Origin of the sequence: Nocardioides ochotonae, from assembly GCF_011420305.2 — a bacterium.
Classification (GTDB): domain Bacteria; phylum Actinomycetota; class Actinomycetes; order Propionibacteriales; family Nocardioidaceae; genus Nocardioides; species Nocardioides ochotonae.
The window spans coordinates 3,949,949-3,968,275 of the sequence record NZ_CP061769.1; the positions used below are offsets into that span (position 1 = coordinate 3,949,949).

Annotated in this window: 18 protein-coding genes; 6 read left to right on the plus strand and 12 right to left on the minus strand. The window is 73.4% G+C overall.

The features are described 5' to 3' along the window. The first annotated feature begins 36 nt into the window (after window positions 1-36). Window positions 37-1,755, plus strand: a complete 1,719-nt coding sequence (gene lysS, locus HBO46_RS18940) for a lysine--tRNA ligase (RefSeq protein ID WP_166134484.1) — start codon at window positions 37-39, stop codon at window positions 1,753-1,755. Window positions 1,756-1,791: 36 nt separating this feature from the next. On the opposite strand, the gene HBO46_RS18945 is transcribed toward lysS, so the two are convergent. Then, window positions 1,792-2,760: a YeiH family protein gene (locus HBO46_RS18945; protein ID WP_166134486.1), complete on the minus strand. Its 969-nt coding sequence runs from the start codon at window positions 2,758-2,760 to the stop codon at window positions 1,792-1,794. A gap of 101 nt (window positions 2,761-2,861) precedes the next feature. Between HBO46_RS18945 and HBO46_RS18950 the strand changes: the two genes are divergently transcribed. After that, entirely contained in the window at window positions 2,862-3,767 is a 906-nt protein-coding gene (locus HBO46_RS18950) for a LysR family transcriptional regulator (RefSeq protein ID WP_166134488.1), read from the plus strand. A gap of 23 nt (window positions 3,768-3,790) precedes the next feature. Here the strand turns inward: HBO46_RS18950 and HBO46_RS18955 are convergent, their stop codons facing one another. The 3 genes from HBO46_RS18955 to fbaA all read right to left on the minus strand — a co-directional run bounded on the left by HBO46_RS18955 (window position 3,791) and on the right by fbaA (window position 6,681). Continuing rightward, window positions 3,791-4,207, minus strand: a complete 417-nt coding sequence (locus HBO46_RS18955; protein ID WP_166134490.1) for a DUF3151 domain-containing protein — start codon at window positions 4,205-4,207, stop codon at window positions 3,791-3,793. Between the two features lie 176 nt (window positions 4,208-4,383). Beyond that, complete coding sequence (locus HBO46_RS18960; protein ID WP_191480174.1) at window positions 4,384-5,526, minus strand: hypothetical protein; 1,143 nt, start codon at window positions 5,524-5,526, stop codon at window positions 4,384-4,386. Window positions 5,527-5,649: 123 nt separating this feature from the next. Beyond that, complete coding sequence (fbaA, locus tag HBO46_RS18965; RefSeq protein ID WP_166134494.1) at window positions 5,650-6,681, minus strand: class II fructose-bisphosphate aldolase; 1,032 nt, start codon at window positions 6,679-6,681, stop codon at window positions 5,650-5,652. Window positions 6,682-6,889: 208 nt separating this feature from the next. Between fbaA and HBO46_RS18970 the strand changes: the two genes are divergently transcribed. Both HBO46_RS18970 and HBO46_RS18975 read left to right on the plus strand, forming a co-directional pair. Continuing rightward, on the plus strand, window positions 6,890-7,642 hold the full coding sequence (locus tag HBO46_RS18970; RefSeq protein WP_166134496.1) for a septum formation family protein: 753 nt from the start codon (window positions 6,890-6,892) through the stop codon (window positions 7,640-7,642). Window positions 7,643-7,671: 29 nt separating this feature from the next. After that, the gene (locus tag HBO46_RS18975) at window positions 7,672-8,154 is read left to right on the plus strand and encodes an SLOG cluster 4 domain-containing protein (RefSeq protein ID WP_166134498.1); all 483 of its coding nucleotides are present in this window, start codon (window positions 7,672-7,674) and stop codon (window positions 8,152-8,154) included. Between the two features lie 10 nt (window positions 8,155-8,164). Here the strand turns inward: HBO46_RS18975 and HBO46_RS18980 are convergent, their stop codons facing one another. Then, window positions 8,165-8,821, minus strand: a complete 657-nt coding sequence (locus HBO46_RS18980) for an RNA methyltransferase (RefSeq protein ID WP_166136158.1) — start codon at window positions 8,819-8,821, stop codon at window positions 8,165-8,167. Window positions 8,822-8,950: 129 nt separating this feature from the next. Between HBO46_RS18980 and HBO46_RS18985 the strand changes: the two genes are divergently transcribed. Continuing rightward, window positions 8,951-9,715 carry a DedA family protein gene (locus tag HBO46_RS18985; RefSeq protein WP_224769243.1) on the plus strand — a complete coding sequence of 255 codons (765 nt, stop codon included), beginning with the start codon at window positions 8,951-8,953 and terminating at the stop codon, window positions 9,713-9,715. Window positions 9,716-9,733: 18 nt separating this feature from the next. On the opposite strand, the gene HBO46_RS18990 is transcribed toward HBO46_RS18985, so the two are convergent. Both HBO46_RS18990 and pyrE read right to left on the minus strand, forming a co-directional pair. Further along, complete coding sequence (locus HBO46_RS18990) at window positions 9,734-10,411, minus strand: DedA family protein (protein ID WP_166134500.1); 678 nt, start codon at window positions 10,409-10,411, stop codon at window positions 9,734-9,736. Continuing rightward, on the minus strand, window positions 10,408-10,947 hold the full coding sequence (gene pyrE / locus HBO46_RS18995) for an orotate phosphoribosyltransferase (protein ID WP_224769244.1): 540 nt from the start codon (window positions 10,945-10,947) through the stop codon (window positions 10,408-10,410). The genes HBO46_RS18990 and pyrE overlap by 4 nt, the downstream gene beginning before the upstream one ends. Before the next feature lie 55 nt (window positions 10,948-11,002). Between pyrE and HBO46_RS19000 the strand changes: the two genes are divergently transcribed. Further along, window positions 11,003-12,193 (plus strand): pyridoxal phosphate-dependent aminotransferase, encoded by a 1,191-nt coding sequence (locus HBO46_RS19000; protein ID WP_166134502.1) that lies wholly within the window; start codon window positions 11,003-11,005, stop codon window positions 12,191-12,193. A 3-nt stretch (window positions 12,194-12,196) separates the two neighbouring features. On the opposite strand, the gene HBO46_RS19005 is transcribed toward HBO46_RS19000, so the two are convergent. The 5 genes from HBO46_RS19005 to dnaJ all read right to left on the minus strand — a co-directional run bounded on the left by HBO46_RS19005 (window position 12,197) and on the right by dnaJ (window position 18,311). Beyond that, window positions 12,197-13,390: a hypothetical protein gene (locus tag HBO46_RS19005; RefSeq protein ID WP_166134504.1), complete on the minus strand. Its 1,194-nt coding sequence runs from the start codon at window positions 13,388-13,390 to the stop codon at window positions 12,197-12,199. 81 nt (window positions 13,391-13,471) lie between these two features. After that, window positions 13,472-16,066, minus strand: a complete 2,595-nt coding sequence (clpB, locus tag HBO46_RS19010; protein WP_166134506.1) for an ATP-dependent chaperone ClpB — start codon at window positions 16,064-16,066, stop codon at window positions 13,472-13,474. A 136-nt stretch (window positions 16,067-16,202) separates the two neighbouring features. After that, entirely contained in the window at window positions 16,203-16,688 is a 486-nt protein-coding gene (locus HBO46_RS19015) for a VanZ family protein (RefSeq protein ID WP_166134508.1), read from the minus strand. Between the two features lie 13 nt (window positions 16,689-16,701). Continuing rightward, complete coding sequence (locus HBO46_RS19020) at window positions 16,702-17,136, minus strand: heat shock protein transcriptional repressor HspR (protein ID WP_166134510.1); 435 nt, start codon at window positions 17,134-17,136, stop codon at window positions 16,702-16,704. Then, complete coding sequence (dnaJ, locus tag HBO46_RS19025) at window positions 17,136-18,311, minus strand: molecular chaperone DnaJ (RefSeq protein WP_166134512.1); 1,176 nt, start codon at window positions 18,309-18,311, stop codon at window positions 17,136-17,138. The genes HBO46_RS19020 and dnaJ overlap by 1 nt, the downstream gene beginning before the upstream one ends. Window positions 18,312-18,327 lie beyond the last annotated feature (16 nt).

Below are 18,327 nucleotides of genomic sequence, written 5' to 3' on the forward strand. Positions count from 1 at the left end.
AGTCCCACCCCCGCACGCACAGGAGAACGCAGCGCCATGGCCCGAGGCAACAAGACCGGCGACCCCGTCGACTGGGTGACCCGGGCCGCCGATGACGCCATCCGGCACGCCCGCGAGAACGGCGGTGAGGACCGCGTCATCACCTGCGCCTCCGGCGCCAGCCCGTCGGGGCCGATCCACCTGGGCAACCTGCGCGAGTTCCTCACCACGCACTTCGTGACCGAGGAGATCCGGCGCCGCGGCATCGAGGTGCGTCACCTGCACAGCTGGGACGACTTCGACCGGTTCCGCAAGGTGCCGGCCGGGGTGCCCGAGTCGTGGGCCGAGCACATCGGCCGGCCGCTCTCCGCCGTACCGGACCCGTGGGAGTGCCACGCCTCGTGGGCCGAGCACTTCAAGGCCCCGCTGCGCGCCGCGCTCGCCGAGCTCGGCGTGGAGATGGTGGAGATCGACCAGACCGAGCAGTACCGCTCCGGCGTCTACACCGAGCAGGTGCTCCACGCGCTGCGCCACCGCGACACGATCGAGGAGGTGCTGGCCAAGCACCGCACCAAGAAGGCGGAGCCGGTCGCCGAGAGCGACCAGGAGGCCGAGGCGCTCGCCGACTCGGTGGCCGACGACGCCGACGAGGAGACCGGCGCCGCCGGCTCGCTGGCGCGCTTCCCCTACAAGCCGTTCTGCCGCGAGTGCGGCCGCGACACCGTCGAGGTCACCTCCTACGACGACGAGACCACCGACCTGGGCTACACCTGCACCTCCTGCGGCTTCGCCGGCGTCACCAACGTCGCGACCCAGCACGAGGGCAAGCTGGTGTGGAAGGTCGACTGGCCGATGCGCTGGGCCTTCGAGGGCGTCGACTTCGAGCCCGGCGGGCTCGACCACTCCACCCCCGGGTCGTCGTACACCGTCGGCAAGGAGCTGGTGAAGCGGATCTTCGACCACCGCGCACCGTCCTACGCCGCCTACGCCTTCGTCGGCTTCGCCGGTCTGCAGAAGATGTCCTCGTCCAAGGGCGGCGTGCCGACCGCGGCCGACGCGCTGCGGATCCTCGAGGCGCCGATCCTGCGCTGGCTCTACGTGCGCCGCCAGCCCAAGCAGGCCTTCAACGTCGACTTCGGCGCCGAGGTGGTGCGGCTCTACGACGAGTGGGACGCGCTGGCCCGCAAGGCCGCCGACCCCGAGCGCCGCGACGCCCAGACGCTCGCCTACTCGCGGGCGGTGGCGACCACCACCGCCGGCACCCTGCCGGCGCCGGCGACCCCGGTCTCCTTCCGTCTGCTCTCCTCGGTCGCCGACGTGACCGCGGGCAGCGCCGAGCAGATCAGCCGCATCGTCAACGAGGTCGGCCACAGCCACGCCAGCGTCGCCGACCTCGAGCCGCGGCTGTCCAAGGCGATGACCTGGACCGCGGAGTTCGTGCCGGCCGAGGACCGCACCACCGTGCGCGCCGCACCCGACACCGCCCGCCTGGCCGCACTCTCCCCCGAGGAGCAGCGCTGGATCGACGTGCTGCTCGACCGACTCCCGGACTCCCCCGACAGCGACGAGGTCACCGCGCTGATCTACGGCGTGCCCAAGCTCGCGCGCGGCCTGGGCCTCGACGACGCCCCGACCGACGAGGTGAAGGCGGACCAGAAGGCGTTCTTCCGGCTGCTCTACAACCTGCTGGTCGACGCCGACCGCGGTCCCCGGCTGCCCACGCTGTTCCAGGCGCTGGGCTCCGAGCGGATCCGCACGCTGCTGACGCCGGGCTGAGGCCGGGCTGCTCCCAGAGCAGCCCCACGGGCAGCCTCAGACGAGGTACGCCGCGGGCAGCGCCACCACCGTCACCAGCGCGGTGGCGCCCGCGGCGAGGCGGACCAGCGGGCGCCCGGTGCGCCGCAGCGCCCGCGGGTCCACCGAGCAGCCGAGCGCGAACATCGCCGCGGCGAGGGCGGCCGACTGCACGCCGCCCGCGACGTCCAGCACCCCCGCGGGGACGTCGAACAGCGACCGGACCACGGCCAGCGCCACGAACGCCAGCACGAAGGCCGGGACCAGCGGCGGACGACGTCCGGTGGCCACCGCCGCACGGCGCGAGTGCCAGGAGACGACCGCGAGCACCGGGGCGAGCATCAGCACCCGGGCCAGCTTGACCACGACCGCGACCTTGAGCGCGGCGCCACCGAGCAGCCCGCCGGCGACGACCACCTGACCGACCTCGTGGACCGCAGCGCCGGACCAGGCGCCGGCGCCCACCTCCCCGAGGCCGAGCAGGCCGCCCAGGGCGGGCACCGCCAGCATCGCGATGCTGCCGAAGACCACGACCAGGGACACCGCGCGGGCGACGTCCTCCTCGCGGGTGCGGCGCACGCCCTCGACGGCGGCGACCGCGGCGGCCCCGCAGATGGAGAACCCACAGGCGACCAACAGCCCTTGGTCGCGCGGGACGCCGAGGAGGCGGGCCAGGGCGAGAGTGCCGAGGATGCCGAGCACGACCACGGCGACGACCACCAGCAGCAGCCCCCAGCCCAGGTCGAGCACGTCTCCGAGCACCAGCTCCAGGCCGAGCAGCGCCACCCCGACGCGCAGCACATGGCGCGAGACCAGGGCGAGGCCCGGGCGCACCCGGTCGTGGACGAGGCCGGCGGCGCCGAGGGCGAACCCGAGCACGATCGCGACCAGGGTGGTGCCCAGGTAGGGCACCAGGGCGTGCACGAGCAGGGCGGCGGCGCCGCCGGCGGCGGCGAGGAGGAGTCCAGGGACGCGGTTCACGAGCACGCTTCCACGATCGCGCCGGAGCGACCTCCGCGGTAGCCGTCAATCGGCTGGCGACTCATGCGCGGTTGATATGAGCAGGCGCGTCGTCATATCTTGAGCGCATGAGTCGTCCCGACCTCGTCGTCCTCGATCTGCTGGTCCGGGTCGCCGAGACCGGATCCCTCGGCGCCGCCGCCCGCGCCCTGGGGATGGCGCAGCCGAACGCGAGCCGGGCCGTGCAGCGCCTCGAGCGCCAGCTCGGCCTCGGCCTCGTCGTCCGCTCGCCCGGCGGCTCCCGGCTGACCACCGAGGGCGAGGTGGTCGTCGCGTGGGCGCGCGAGGCCCTGGAGGCGGTCGACCGGGTGGTGCTCGGCGCCCACTCGCTGGCCGCCGAACGCGCGGCGCACCTGACCGTGGCCGCCAGCCTCACCATCGCCGAGCACCTCGCCCCGGCGTGGCTCGCGCGCTTCGGGGCGCTGCGCCCGGACCTGCACGTCAGCCTGCGGGTGGGCAACTCCGTGGAGGTCCTCGCGCTGCTGCGCGCCGGGACGGTGCCGCTGGGCTTCGTGGAGTCCCCCGGCGTACCGACCGGGGTGGCGTCGAGCGTGGTGGCCACCGACTCGCTGGTGGTGGTCGTGGCCCCGTCGCACCCGTGGGCGCGACGGCGTACGCCGGTGGGCCCGGCGGAGCTCGCGGGCGCCGAGCTGGTGCTGCGCGAGGAGGGGTCCGGCACCCGCGACACCCTCGCCCGGGCGCTCGCCGACGCGGGCGTGGCGCTCGGGGAGGCGCGCCTCGAGCTGGCCAGCACGGCGGCGGTGAAGGCCGCGGCGGCCGCCGGCGGCGCGGCGGCGGTGCTCAGCGAGCTGGCCGTGGCCGCCGACGTCGCCACCGGACGCCTCGTGGTGGTCGGGGTCGAGGGCCTGGAGCTGGGCCGTCAGCTACGCGCGGTCTGGCTGCGCGAGCGGCGCCCCGACGGCGCCGCCGCCGAGCTGGTGCGGGTGGCGCGCGCCGTGGGGCGCCCGGGCTGAGAACGCCCGGGCCACCCGGAGGGTCAGGCGCCGAGCAGCGCCTCGTAGGCCTCGGGGCTGGACTCGCGCAGGAACGTCGAGCAGCGCTCCCACTCGTCGGTCTCGCCGATCGCGCGGGCGGCCAGGGCGAGCGCGGCCAGGCAGCGCAGGAAGCCGCGGTTCGGGGCGTGGTCCCACGGCACCGGGCCATGGCCCTTCCAGCCGTTGCGGCGCAGCATGTCGAGGCTGCGGTGGTAGCCGACGCGGGCGTAGGCGTAGAGCGTGACCTCGTCGGCGCCCTGCTCACGCGCCTCGTCGGCCAGCGCGGCCCAGGCGAACGGCGAGGACGGCAGCGCCCGCACCACCGCGGCGGGGCTCTGCCCGGCCTCGAGGAGTGCCACGGCGGGGTCCTCGGGCAGGCGGGTCGCGGGCGGCTGGGCCATCAGGTCGAGGGGACTCATGGCGCCATTGTGGCGCGCGCCCCGCAACCCCCTGTAACGCGGGGTTATCGTCGCTTCACACGCGGTATACCGCTGCGGAAGCGTCCACAGTCCGTGGGAAGTCGGCCTCGGGGCGGCGCAGGGGCCAGTACGCCGCCGCCGGCGGGGGCGGATCGGCGGCGAGGGGCGCGGGCGCCTCAGGCGGAACGACGCTCCACGAGCCGGGCCGCGCGCGCACCGGCCAGCCGGGCCGCCATGGCGCGCAGGTGCGGGGCAAGCGCCACGCCGTACCGCCGCTGGCTGACCGCGATCTCCCCGGAAAGGCGGACCAGTGCGCGCTCGCGGGCGCGGCCCCACAGGTCCTCCCAGATCAGCCGGGAGACGCCGAGACCCTCGGCGGCGATCGCGCGCTCGCGGCGCTTCTCCTCCCACACGACCTCCTCGGCCGAGCGGGCGGCGAGGCCGCCGTCGGCGCGCAGGCGGTACTTGACCCGACCGTCGAACTCGACCACGTGGTTGCCGATCTGCAGGTCGCACCAGAACAGCCCGAGGTCGGTGCTCACGGGGAACTGGGTCGTCACCGGACCGAGACCCAGCTCGAGCACGAGCAGACGGGCGAGGCTCTCGGCCGGTCCCTCGGCACCGGGGTCGGCGGCCTCGGCGGCCGCGCGCGCTCGGGTGACGTGCGGCCAGCAGCGCATCAGCTTCAGCTCGGCGGCCAGATCACCGCTGCTCACTCGTCGGCGCAGCACCGCGTCGCAGGCGCACACCCCTGCGGCGAACCCGTGCTCCCGGGCCAGGTCGAGGGCGGTGCGCGCCAACCCCGTCACCTGCATCCCGTCCACCTCTAACGCGGGCGAGGGAAGCGGCCGGGCGAGGTGGTGCTTCACACCGTGCTCGGTGCGCGACCCGAAGACGCCCGGACGCACCAGATGGGTGAGCGGCCGGGCCGGCGCCAGCAGCGGCAGCCCGTGGGCGCGCGCCGCGGAGTCGGTGCTCATCAGGTGCTCGACGCCGGTAGTGAGGTCGACGGCGCGGTCGCGCAGCCGCCACCGATCCTCCTGCGTGGCGGCCTCCCACTGCTCGGTGGTCACGTAGACCCCACGGCGTACGACCGTCCACGGCCCGTGGGCCGCGACCCGGCTGCGCAGCTCGCGCTCGGAGTAGTCGGCCGCCACCGCCTGGTGACGCAGGACCAGGCCGGACTGGCGACGGGCGTGGGCGGCGAGCTCGGGGCGCATGCCCGAACCGTCGTACGCCGCGCTCCCCCGTGCCCCGTCGTACGCCGCGGCTGTGAAGCGGCCCGCAGGCAGCGCGGCTGTGAGCGGCTCGCGGCCCATCCCGGGAGCACGGCGGGCGGGCCCGAAAACAGCTGTAACGCGGGGTTATTGACGCTTCACACGCCGTATGCGGTGGGTGCAGCGTCAATAACCCCGCGTTACAAGCGGCGGGGCGGGACCAGCTCAGCCGATCGAGCGACCCGCGGAGCGCAGGTTCTGGCAGGCCTCGACGATGCGGGCGGCCATGCCGGCCTCGGCGGCCTTGCCCCAGGCGCGGGGGTCGTAGAGCTTCTTGTTGCCGACCTCGCCGTCGACCTTCAGCACGCCGTCGTAGTTCGTGAACATGTGCGCGGCGACCGGGCGGGTGAAGGCGTACTGGGTGTCGGTGTCGATGTTCATCTTCACGACGCCGTAGTCGACCGCGTCGGAGATCTCCTGGGCGGTCGAGCCCGAGCCACCGTGGAAGACCAGGTCGAAGGGCTTGGCGTCCTCGGCGAGGCCGAGCTCGCCGGCGACGGCGGCCTGGGCGGCCTTGAGGATCTCCGGGCGCAGCTTGACGTTGCCGGGCTTGTAGACGCCGTGCACGTTGCCGAAGGTCAGGGCCGTCATGTAGCGGCCCTTCTCGCCGACGCCGAGCGCCCGCGCGGTGGCCAGCGCGTCCTCGGGGGTGGTGTAGAGCTTCTCGTCGATCGCGCCGACGATGCCGTCCTCCTCGCCGCCCACGACACCGATCTCGATCTCGAGGATGATGTTGGCCGCGGCGCACTTGGCGAGCAGCTCCTCGGCGATGACGAGGTTCTCCTCCATCGGCACGGCCGAGCCGTCCCACATGTGGGACTGGAAGAGCGGGTTCTCACCGCGCGCGACGCGCTCGGCGGAGAGCTCGATCAGCGGTCGCACGAAGCCGTCCAGCTTGTCCTTGGGGCAGTGGTCGGTGTGCAGCGCGATGTTGACCGGGTAGTTCTTGGCGACCTCGGCGGCGTACGCCGCGAAGGCGGCCGAGCCGGTGACCATGTTCTTGATCGACGGGCCGGACAGGTAGTCCGCACCACCGGTCGAGATCTGGATGATGCCGTCGGAGCCGGCGTCGGCGAAGCCCTGCAGGGCGGCGTTGAGGGTCTGCGACGAGGTCACGTTGATCGCGGGGAACGCGAAGGCGCCGGCCTTCGCGGCGTCCAGCATCTCGGCGTACTTCTCGGGGCTGGCGATGGGCATCTGAGGATCTCCTCGCAAAAAGCTGATCGGTGGATCTGATGGCGGGGCACGTCTGGCCCGAGCCTAGTGCGTAGGCGCGCCGGGGTCCCCCGGGTCCCGTCGAGCGGTGGGGGTCGGTTCCCCGATTCCCCGACCATCACCCGGCCAGCAGCCCTAGTGTGTGCTGGCTCGTGTCGCCCAGACGCGACCTCCCGCCCTCGGAGAACCCGTGACCTCTCGCGTCCCCGTCCTGCGCCGCCTCGCCGCGCTCGCCCCGGCCCTGCTCGTCGCCGGGCTGCTGACCCAGCCCGCCGGCGCCGCCACCGCCGCCGAGGCGGACCGTCCCGTCGTCGGGGAGTGCCGCAACCTCAGCGTCGAGGAGGCCGCCGCAGCGAGCAGCACGTCCGCGCCGGTGGACTGCTCGCAGCGCCACAACGCCCGCACCATCAAGGTCGGCACGCTGCCGGCCGCCCTGGACTGGGACGACGAGCTCGCGAAGGTGGAGGCCGCTGTCGCGCGGCGGTGCGGTCCCGCCCACGACCGGGCGCTCGGGCGCACCCACCGGGTGCGCGCCGGGGCGGCGTACCGCTGGGTCTGGTTCGTCCCCACCAAGACCCAGCGCGAGGCCGGGGCGCGGTGGTACCGCTGCGACCTCGTCCTGCCCGGCGGCACGAAGTACCTGGCGCTGCCGACCACGGCCTCCCCGGCGCTCCCGAAGGGCCGACTGCCCGACTCGATCGCCAGCTGCACGACCGCGGGCGGCTTCCTCACGACCTGCGCCCGCACGCACGCCTGGCGGGTCACCGGCACCTTCGTGCACCCGGCGCGCGCCCTCCCGAGCAAGAAGAAGCTGCGCGCCGCGGCCCTGAAGAAGTGCCCGTCGCTGACCACCAGCGACCGGTTCTCCTACGGCTGGTCCTACGCCCTCGACTGGAAGCTCGGCAACCGGGTGATCACCTGCTCGAGCAAGACCCGCGCGTAGGGGGCCTCAGCCGCGCCTACGGTGGGGCGGTGCACCCAGGACGGCTCGAGGGCAGGTACGTCGCCGTCGTCGGCCCCGCCGACGACGCGCGGGACGTCGACCTGGCCCGCGCCGAGGCCGTGGGCCGCGCTCTCGCCGAGGAGGGGGCGGTGCTGCTCACCGGCGGGCACCACGGGGTGATGCGCGCAGCGGCGCGCGGCGCGACGGCGGCCGGCGGGGTCTCGATCGGGCTGCTGCCCGGGTCCGACCGTGCGGCCGGCAGCCCCGAGCACACCCACCTGCTGCCCACCGGGCTCGGCGAGCTGCGCAACGGCCTGCTGGTCCGCGCCGCCGACGCGGTGGGCGCGGTCGGCTGCTCGTGGGGGACGCTGAGCGAGATCGCGCTGGCCCGCCGCACCGGGGTGCCGCTGGTGCTGCTCGACCCGTGGGACCTGCCGGCGGACGCCGGCGTGGTGGCCGCCGACGCCCCGGCCGCGGTCCGCGCGGTCGTGGGGCTGCTCGCCGGCCGGTGAGCGCGCTTGGTCAGCCGCGCCAGGCCTCGTCGCCCGACAGGTCGGCGTGCTGGCGCACCCAGCCGTGCATCGCGATCGCGGCCGCGGCGGAGGCGTTGATGGACCGGGTGGAGCCGAACTGCGCGATCGAGAACGTCGCGTCGCAGCGCTTCCGGGCGGCCTCGGAGAGCCCCGGGCCCTCCTGGCCGAACAGGAAGCACACCCGCCGCGGCATCTCCATGGTCTCCAAGTGCAGCGAGCCGGGCAGGTTGTCGATGCCGAGCAGCGGCACCGGGCCGCCGTCGAGGTCCGCGAGGTAGTCCGCGAGCTCCTCGACGCTCGGGTGGTGCCGCACGTGCTGGTAGCGGTCGGTCACCATCGCCCCGCGACGGTTCCAGCGCCGGTTGCCGACGATGTGCACCTCACGGGCGAGGAACGCGTTGGCCGAGCGCACGATCGTGCCGATGTTGAAGTCGTGCTGCCAGTTCTCGATGGCCACGTGGAAGTCGTGGCGGCGGGTGTCGAGGTCGGCGCGGATCGCCTCCAGCGACCAGTACCGGTAGCGGTCCACCACGTTGCGCCGGTCGCCCTCGGCCAGCAACTGCTCGTCGTACACCTCGCTGCCGGGACCTGTCGGCCACGGCCCCGGCCACGGCCCCACGCCGACCTCCGCGGGACCGTGCGGCATCGGGTCGTACGGCGCGCGCCGCTCGGGTTCCTCGCGCTGCTCGTCCACCGCCGCATCGTACGAGGAGGCCCTGCCCGCGGCCGCAATCCCGGTCGGCGGCCCCGGGCAGCGACGGTTAGGCTGAAGAGCGTGAGCGCGCTCCTGGCAGGTATGCCGCTGCCCCACCCGCTCCTGCTCGGTATCGACTACCTCGATCCGCAGTGGCTGCTGGCGCAGTTCGGCGCGGAGCTGTTCTGGATCAGCCTGCTGATCATCTTCGTCGAGTGCGGCCTGTTCTTCCCGTTCCTGCCCGGCGACAGCCTGCTGTTCGCGCTCGGGATCTTCATCGCCACCGGCCAGATCGACCTGTTCCCCGGCAGCCGGCTGACCGAGCTGGTGATCGCCGTGACGGTGATGACCCTCGCCGCCTGGCTGGGCAACGTGTGCGGCTACGAGATCGGCCGGCGGCTGGGGCCACGGTTGCGCCAGCGCGAGGGTCGGGTGCTGAAGCAGAAGTACTTCGACCAGACCGAGGTGTTCTTCGAGCGCCACGGCAACAAGGCCCTGGTCATCGGCCGCTTCGTGGCGTTCGTGCGCACCTACATCACCGTGGTCGCCGGCATCACCCAGATGCCGCGCCGCCGCTTCTACACCTGGAGCGCCGTCGGCGGCGTGGCCTGGGTCGTGCTGATCACCGGGCTGGGCTACTTCCTCGGCCACGCGGTGCCGTGGCTGGAGCACAACATCGACCTGATCTTCCTGGTCATCCTGGCCTTCACCGCGGTCCCGATCACCTTCGAGTGGTGGCGCCACCGGCGTACCGACTCCGCCGACGCGGAGGACAACGACCACGACGGCCGCCCCGACCGCGACATCACCGGGCTCAGCGTCACGCCGGTCGACCGGCGCGAGTGATCCTGCCCAGGAATCCGCTCAGGGCTCCGTGCGCGAGGACCGGCTGCGGCGCACCCGCTGCACCAGCCACCAGCAGACCGCGAGCACCACGACGACGATGACGACCTTCTGGAAGGTGCCGGCGACGCCCTCGACGCGGTGCCATTGCTCGCCCAGCAAGTAGCCGGCCAGGACGAAGGTGACGTTCCAGATGGTGCTGCCGGCGGAGGTGAGCAGCAGGAACTGCCCGAACGGCATGCGTTCGACGCCCGCCGGCACCGAGATCAGGCTGCGGAAGATCGGGATCATCCGGCCGAAGAAGACCGCCTTGCGCCCGTGCCGGCCGAACCAGGCCTCGGTGCGCTCGAGGTCCTCGGTCTTGACCAGCGGCAGCCGTTCCCAGACCCAGTACATCCGGTCCCGGCCGAAGACCGCGCCGAGGGCGTAGAGGGCGACCGCGCCGAGCACCGAGCCGGCGATCGTCCACAGGATCACCTCCACGAGACCGAAGGTGCCGCGGCTGGCGGTGAAGCCGGCCAGCGGCAGGATCACCTCGCTGGGCAGCGGCGGGAAGAGGTTCTCCAACGCGATGGCCAGGCCGGCACCAGGGGCGCCGAGCTTCTCCATCAGGTCGACGGCCCAGCCGGCGACACCTCCGAGGTCCTCGGAGCCCTCCGCGGCAGCCAGGACGGTGTGGGCGGTCAGGGTCAGGCTCATGCGCCGGCCCGCGCCGCGTCGAGCTCGGCCTTGGTCAGCACGGGACGGACCTCGAGGCCGATGTCGGCCAGCGGGTTCTCACCCTCCGGGCTGCGGTCGATCGCGCAGACGACGACCTCCACGATCGCGCCGGCCGCGCGCAGCTCGCGCGTGGCGTCGCGGACCGCGCCACCGGTGGTGATCACGTCCTCGATGAGGGTGATCCGGCGCCCGGCCACGTCGGGGCCCTCGGCGAGCTTGCAGGTGCCGTACTCCTTGGCCTTCTTGCGCACGAACAGCGTGCGGTGGCCGGTCAGGTAGCCGACCATCGTCGCGATCGGCACGCCTCCCAGCTCCAAGCCCCCGAGGAGCTCGGTGTCGGCGGGCAGCAGCTGCACCATCTCGCGCGCGACCCGCGACAGCAGCGCGGGGTCGGCCTCGAAGAGGTACTTGTCGAAGTACTCCGAGGAGACCTGGCCGGACCGGAGCGTGAAGCTCCCGGTCAGGCGGCAGGTGGCGTCGATGTCGGCAGCAAGGTCGGTATCGGCGGTCGTCACGCGGCCCATTGTCGCGTACGCCGCACGAGGCCCGGTACGCCGTACGGTGGGGCGCATGCCCGACTCGCCGTCCCGCACCACCGCGACGCCCCGCCTGGCCCGCCGGCTGCACGGCATCCCGCCGACGATCTTCACCCAGATGTCGGCGCTCGCCGCGCGCACCGGCGCGGTCAACCTGGGCCAGGGGTTCCCCGACGTCGACGGCCCCCCGAGCGTGATCGCGCAGGCGGTCGAGGCGCTGCGCACCGGGCACAACCAGTACGCCCCGGGCCCCGGCGTCCCCGCGCTGCGGCAGGCGGTCGCGCGCCACCAGCAGCGCCACTACGGCCTCGAGCTCGACCCGGACACCGAGGTCGTGGTCACCACCGGCTGCACCGAGGCGATCGCCGCCGCGCTGCTCGGCCTGGTCGACCCCGGCGACGAGGTGATCGTGCTGGAGCCCTACTACGACTCCTACACCGCGATGATCCAGATGGCGGGCGGCGTGCGCCGCCCGGTCACGCTGCGCGCCCCGGACTTCCGCCTCGACCCCGAGGAGCTGCGTGCGGCGGTCGGGCCGCGCACCCGGTTCGTGCTGCTCAACAGCCCGCACAACCCGACCGGCACGGTGCTGACGCGGGCGGAGCTGCAGGCGGTCGCCGACGTCGCGACCACCCACGACCTCGTGGTAATCACCGACGAGGTCTACGAGCACCTGACCTTCGACGCCGCGCACGTGCCGATCGCGACGCTGCCCGGCATGCGCGAGCGCACCCTGACGCTCTCCAGCGCGGGCAAGTCCTACTCGTTCACCGGCTGGAAGGTCGGCTGGGCCAGCGGGCCCGCCGAGCTGGTCGACGCGCTGCTGGCCGCCAAGCAGTGGCTGACCTTCACCTCCGGATCCCCGCTCCAGCCCGCGGTCGCGCACGCCCTCGACGAGGAGCCGGACTTCCCCCGAGCGCTCGCCGCGGACCTGCGCGGCCGCCGTGACCTGTTGTGCGCCGGGCTGGCGGACGCCGGTCTGCGGGTGCGCGTCCCGGAGGGGACCTACTTCGCGACCACCGACATCAGCGCGCTCGGCTGGCGCGACGGACTGGAGTTCTGCCACGCCCTGCCCGAGCGCGCCGGGGTGGTGGCGATCCCCGAGCAGGTCTTCCACGACGACCAGGAGGCCGGGCGGCACCTGGTGCGCTGGGCGTTCTGCAAGGACCCCGACGTGCTCACCGAGGGCGTACGCCGCCTGGTCGCGGCCGACCTGACCCGCTGAGGATCAGCGCCCGGCGTACCACTCGGTGACCTCGGGGCGCATCAGCAGCGCCATCGTGGCGCCGCACGCGACCAGCGGCACGACCAGCAGCGGCGAGCCGAGCACGGTACCGGCCAGGCAGAGCAGCGCGGCGCAGCTCGCGGAGATCATCAGCAGCACCCGGCCGACCGGGACGCGGCGGAACGCGAACACCGCCACCAGCGCCGCGAGCACGCACCACACGACGATCCCCGCGGCGACCATCAGCACCACCACGCGCAGGTCGTCCTCGGTCATCCCGGTGCTGCTCAGCAGCTCGGGGTCGCGGCGGTCCATCTCCTCGAAGAGCGGGCCGGGCGCGGCGGCGAGGGCGAGAGCGGTGAGTCCCATCGCGAGGCCGACCAGTCCGCTCATCACCCAGGTGATCACGCAGGCCCAGACGACGGGCTGCGGCGCGGGCCGACGGCGCGCGCCCGACGCCGACGGGGAGTACGACGCGGGCTCGGGCCGGGTCTCGGCCGGGTAGGTGGCCGGGGCCCCGGCGCTGCCGGTGCCCGCGGTCCCGAAGCCGGACCACGGCCGCGGGTCGCCGGACCCGGCCGGCTCGTGGCCGGTCTGTCCCGGGGACTGCTCCCCCACCGGCGCCGACACGACCGGGGGCACCTGGGCGGCGGGCGGGTAGCCCTGCTGATTGGGCTGACCGGGCTGACCGGGCTGCACCGGTCCGGTCGGGGCCTGGCTGCTGGGCGGCAGCCGGTCGAAGCGGGTGTCGCGGGTGCCGGCGGACGCCTCCTTGCCGTTGAACCAGTCGCGGGCCGGCTGCACCCACAGCATCACCACGGCGGCAGCGACGAAGGAGGACATGATGCCGCCGACGACCAGCCCGCAGACGAACAGCGGCACCGCGAGCACGGAGAGCGCGAGCCGGGCGCTGCGGGAGCGCTGGAGCACCTGGAAACCCAGGATCAGGGTGGCGGTCGCGCACGCGCCGGTGATCAGCACCATCACCCGCAGCGTGTTCAGGACGTCCTGCACGCCGACCCCGAGCCCGTCGGCCGGGGGCTCGGCGAGGAAGTCCTGCACCGCACGGCGGGTGTCCAGCGACTGCACCCCGGCCATCTGCTCGAAGGCCGAGACCAGCACGAACAGCGATCCGCCCATGATCAGCCAGGCAGCGAAGGTCACCTGGCGCGGACGGGACGGACTGCTCTCACTCATGGGCTCATTCAACTAGAAGGACCCACATCGGCGGTTGCCCGCCTCCGTGGGTCCTCCCAGCAGCCCGTTCCGGGCCCGTCCTCAGCCGGCGGCGGTGAGGGCCAGACCGTCCTCGGAGCGGTCCACCCGCACCGTGCCGCCGTCGACGACCTCGCCGCCGATCAGCATCTTGGCGAGCGGGTCGCCGATGGCCGACTGGATCAGCCGACGCAGCGGACGGGCGCCGTACGCCGGGTCGTAGCCGGTCTCCGCGAGCCAGGTCTTCGCCGCGTCGGTGACCTCGATGGTGATCCGGCGCACCGCGAGCCGGTTCTCCAGCAGCCCGAGCTGCAGGTCGACGATGTGGGTCAGGTCCGCGAGCGTGAGCGCGTTGAACATGACGATCTCGTCGAGGCGGTTGAGGAACTCGGGGCGGAAGGAGGAGCGCACCGTGGCCATCACCGCCTCCCGCTTCTGCTCCGGGTCCATCGTGGGATCGACCAGGAACTGCGAGCCCAGGTTGGAGGTCAGGATCAGGATCGTGTTGCGGAAGTCCACCGTGCGGCCCTGACCGTCGGTGAGCCGGCCGTCGTCGAGCACCTGGAGCAGGATGTCGAAGACCTCCGGGTGGGCCTTCTCGACCTCGTCGAGCAGCACCACCGAGTACGGCCGACGCCGCACCGCCTCGGTCAGCTGCCCGCCCTCGTCGTACCCGACGTAGCCGGGGGGCGCGCCGACCAGCCGCGAGACCGAGTGCTTCTCGGAGTACTCGCTCATGTCGATGCGCACCATCGCGCGCTCGTCGTCGAAGAGGAAGTCGGCCAGCGACTTGGCGAGCTCGGTCTTGCCGGTGCCGGTGGGGCCGAGGAAGAGGAACGAGCCGGTGGGCCGGTTCGGGTCCGCGATGCCCGCACGCGAGCGGCGCACGGCGTCCGAGACAGCCGTCACCGCCTCGCTCTGCCCGACCAGGCGCTCGCCGATGACCTGCTCCATCTCCAGCAGCTTGGCGGTCTCGCCCTGGAGCATGCGGCCGGTCGGGATGCCGGTCCAGGCCTCGACGACCTCGGCCACCTGCTCCGCGCCGACCTCCTCACCGACCAGCGGCTCGACCTGCTCGGACTTCTCCACCTCGGCGGCCTCGGCGATCTGCTGCTCCAGGGCCGGGATCCGGCCGTACTGGATCTCGCTGGCCGCGGCCAGGTCGCCCTCGCGCAGCAGCCGGTCGGCCTCGATGCGCAGCTGGTCGAGCTGGCGGCGCAGCTCACCCTCGCCCTCCAGGGAGGCCTTCTCGCGCTCCCAGCGCGCCTCGAGGGCCCGCAGCTCCTCCTCGTGGTCGGCCAGGTCGGCGCGCAGCCGCTCCAGGCGCTCCACCGAGGCCGGGTCGCTCTCCTTCTCGAGGGCGAACTGCTCCATCTTGAGCCGGTCCACCTGGCGGCGCAGGTGGTCGATCTCCTCCGGGGAGGACTCGATCTCCATGCGCAGGCGGGACGCGGCCTCGTCGATCAGGTCGATGGCCTTGTCGGGCAGCTGGCGCCCGGTGATGTAGCGGTCGGAGAGGGTCGCGGCCGCGACCAGCGCGGCGTCGGTGATGCGGACGCCGTGGTGGGCCTCGTACTTCTCCTGGATGCCGCGCAGGATCTGCACGGTGTCCTCGACGCTGGGCTCGCCGACGAAGACCTGCTGGAAGCGGCGCTCCAGGGCGGGGTCCTTCTCGATGCGCTCGCGGTACTCATCCAGCGTGGTGGCGCCGATCATGTGCAGCTCGCCGCGCGCCAGCATCGGCTTGAGCATGTTGCCGGCGTCCATCGAGGAGTCGCCGCCGGCGCCGGCCCCCACGACCGTGTGCAGCTCGTCGATGAAGGTGATCACCTGGCCGCCGGCCTGCCGGATCTCGTCGAGGACGGCCTTGAGCCGCTCCTCGAACTCGCCGCGGTACTTCGCGCCGGCCACCATCGCGGCCAGGTCGAGGCTGAGCACCCGGCGGCCCTTGAGGGAGTCCGGGACGTCGCCGGCGACCACCCGCTGGGCGAGCCCCTCGACGACGGCCGTCTTGCCGACGCCGGGCTCGCCGATGAGCACCGGGTTGTTCTTGGTACGCCGGGACAGCACCTGCACCACCCGGCGGATCTCGGCGTCGCGGCCGATCACCGGGTCGAGGCGACCCTCCTCGGCCGCGGCGGTCAGGTCGACGGAGTACTTCTCCAGGGACTCGTAGGTGTCCTCCGCCGTCTGGCTGGTGACCCGGCGGTTGCCGCGCACGGCGGTGACCCCCTCGCGCAGCCCGGACTCGTTCAGCCCGGCCTCCTCGAGGACCCGCCGGGCGCTGCTGTCGGTGCCGGCGAGGGCGACCAGCAGGTGCTCGGAGGCGACGTAGTCGTCCTTCATCTCCGCGGCCAGCTCCATCGCGCCGGCCAGCACCCGGGTGAGCGCGGCGGAGGCGGCAGGCTGCTGCACGGTGGCCCCGGTGGCGCGCGGCAGCGCCTCGAGCTGGGCCTCCGCGCGGGCGAGGAGGGCGTTGACGTCGACCCCGGCGCGTGAGACGACGCTGCGCGCCACCCCGTCCTCCTGGCGCAGCAGTGCCACGAGGAGGTGGATCGGATCGGTCGTGGTGTTGCCCGCGGAGGTCGCGAGGAGCTGAGCCGCCTCGATCGCCTCGCGGCTGCGGGTCGTGAACTTGTCGGCGCCGAACTGGCTCATCTGCACACTCCTTGGTCCATACGAACGCTGGATTCGATCGGGAACGGGCCGCGGTCCCGGCTGCCCGGGTCGAACGGCCCTGCACCTTCCACAACGACGGCAAAGTTGAGTCTGTTCCACTCAACTCTGTCGAAATTCATCGGCTCGCCGCCTGTCGGGCAGGGCGGCCGGTCCGGGCGGCGGCGCGCCGCGCGCTCACCGCGCGGAGCCACTCGCCGACGGTCAGCACCCAGGCGAGCACCACGCCGATCGCCGTACCCGCACCGTTGGAGACGACGTCACGGGGGTCGCTGACCCGCCCGGGGATCTCCTGCTGGGCGGCCTCGATGCCCATAGTCAGCACCAGCCCCGCCAGCACGGCGAGCCACCACTGCCGACGTCCGAGCAGGAGCAGGAAGAACATGCCGACCGGCACGAACATCGCGACGTTGGCGGCGAACTCGATGTCGGCGGCGCTCAGCGCCGAGGTCGGCTCGTAGGCGTGCAGCTCACGCACCACCCGGTCGGCCACGCGGGTCATCAGCGAGGAGCCGGTCGAGGTCTGCGGGGTGAGCGTCATCCAGCCGACGAAGCCGAGGTAGGCGAAGGTCAGCAGGCTCAGGAACGGGTGGCGGTGGAACACGTCGACCCCGGTCTCAGCGGCCGCGCCGCCAGACCACGACCGAGCCGGCCTGGGTCTGACGGAGCACGGGCAGCTTGTTGGCGGGCACCTCGCGGCGGTGTCCGGCGTGGGCCTGGCCGAGCGCCTCGCGCAGGGCCGCGAGCTCGGCGAGCAGCTCCTCGTTGTGCCGGGCCAGCGCGGTGAGCTCCGACTCCAGCTCGACGATGCGGCGCACTCCCTTGAGCCCGACGCCGGCGGCGGTGAGGTCGGCGATCTCGCGCAGCCGCTCGATGTCGCGCGCGGAGTAGCGCCGCCCGCCCCCGCCGGTGCGCTGGGGCGTGATCAGCCCCAGCCGCTCGTAGGTGCGCAGGGTCTGCGGGTGCAGCCCGGTCAGCTCCGCGGCCATGCTGATCACGAACACCGCGGCGTCCGGGCCCGGCGGACCGCTGAACGGCTGCCGGGCCGCCATCAGGACCCTGCCTTCTCGAACAGGTTGGCGCGCAGCGGGCGGCCCGCGGTGGCCTCGCGGTACGCCGTGACCGCGGCGCGGGCCTCCTCGTCGAGGACCGCGGGGACCACGACCTCGACGGTGGCGAGCAGGTCGCCGACCGTGCCGTCGCTGCGGCGCGCGCCCTTGCCGCGCACCCGGAAGGTCCGCCCGTTCGGGGTGCCGGCGGGGATCCGCAGGGTCACCGGGGCGCCACCGAGCGTGGGGATCTTGATCTCCGAGCCGAGCGCGAGCTCGTCGAAGGAGACGGGGACGTCGATGGTCAGGTTGTCGCCCTTGCGAGCGAAGATGCGGTGCGGGCTGACCTTGACCGTGACGTAGAGGTCGCCGGCCGGTCCGCCGTTCTCGCCGGCCGCGCCCTTGCCGCGCACCCGGATCCGCTGGCCGTCCTTGACGCCGGCGGGGATGCGGGCCTGGATGGTGCGCGCCGACATGCCGCGACCGGAGCCGTGGCAGGTGGGGCAGGCCTCGTCGTACACGAGCTGGCGGCCGCCGCAGGTCGGGCAGGTCTCGTTCATGGAGAACGCGCCGCCCACCGAGCTGGTGACGTAGCCGGCGCCCTCGCACTCGGGGCACACGTGCGGCTTGGTGCCGGGCTTGCCACCGGTGCCGTTGCAGTCCGGGCACGGCGCGTCGGAGGTCAGCCGCAGCGAGATGGTGACGCCGTCGATGGCGTCGGTGAAGCTGATCGTGGCGCTGGTCTCGACGTCGGCGCCCTTGTGGGGACGGCGCGGCTGCTGGCGCCGGCCGAAGCCGCCCTGGCCGAAGAGGTCGCCGAACATGTCCCCGAAGCCGCCGCCCGCGCCGCCGCGGTCGCGCAGCAGGTCGTCGAGGTTGAAGCCGCCCTGGCCGCCCTGGCCGGTCGGGAACCCGCCGAAGCGGCCCGAGGCGTGCAGCGAGCGGAACTCGTCGTACTTGGCCCGCTTGTCGCGGTCGCCGAGCACGTCGTAGGCCTCGGCGACCGCCTTGAACTTGTCGTGCTTGGCGGTGTCACCGGGGTTGGAGTCGGGGTGGTTGGCCCGGGCCAGCTTGCGATAGGCCTTCTTGATCTCCTCGGCGCTCGCGTCCTTCTTCACGCCGAGCTCGGCGTAGAAGTCCTTCTGCGCCCAGTCGGCGCGGTAGCCGTCGTCACTCACGTGCCCTCCTCCCAAC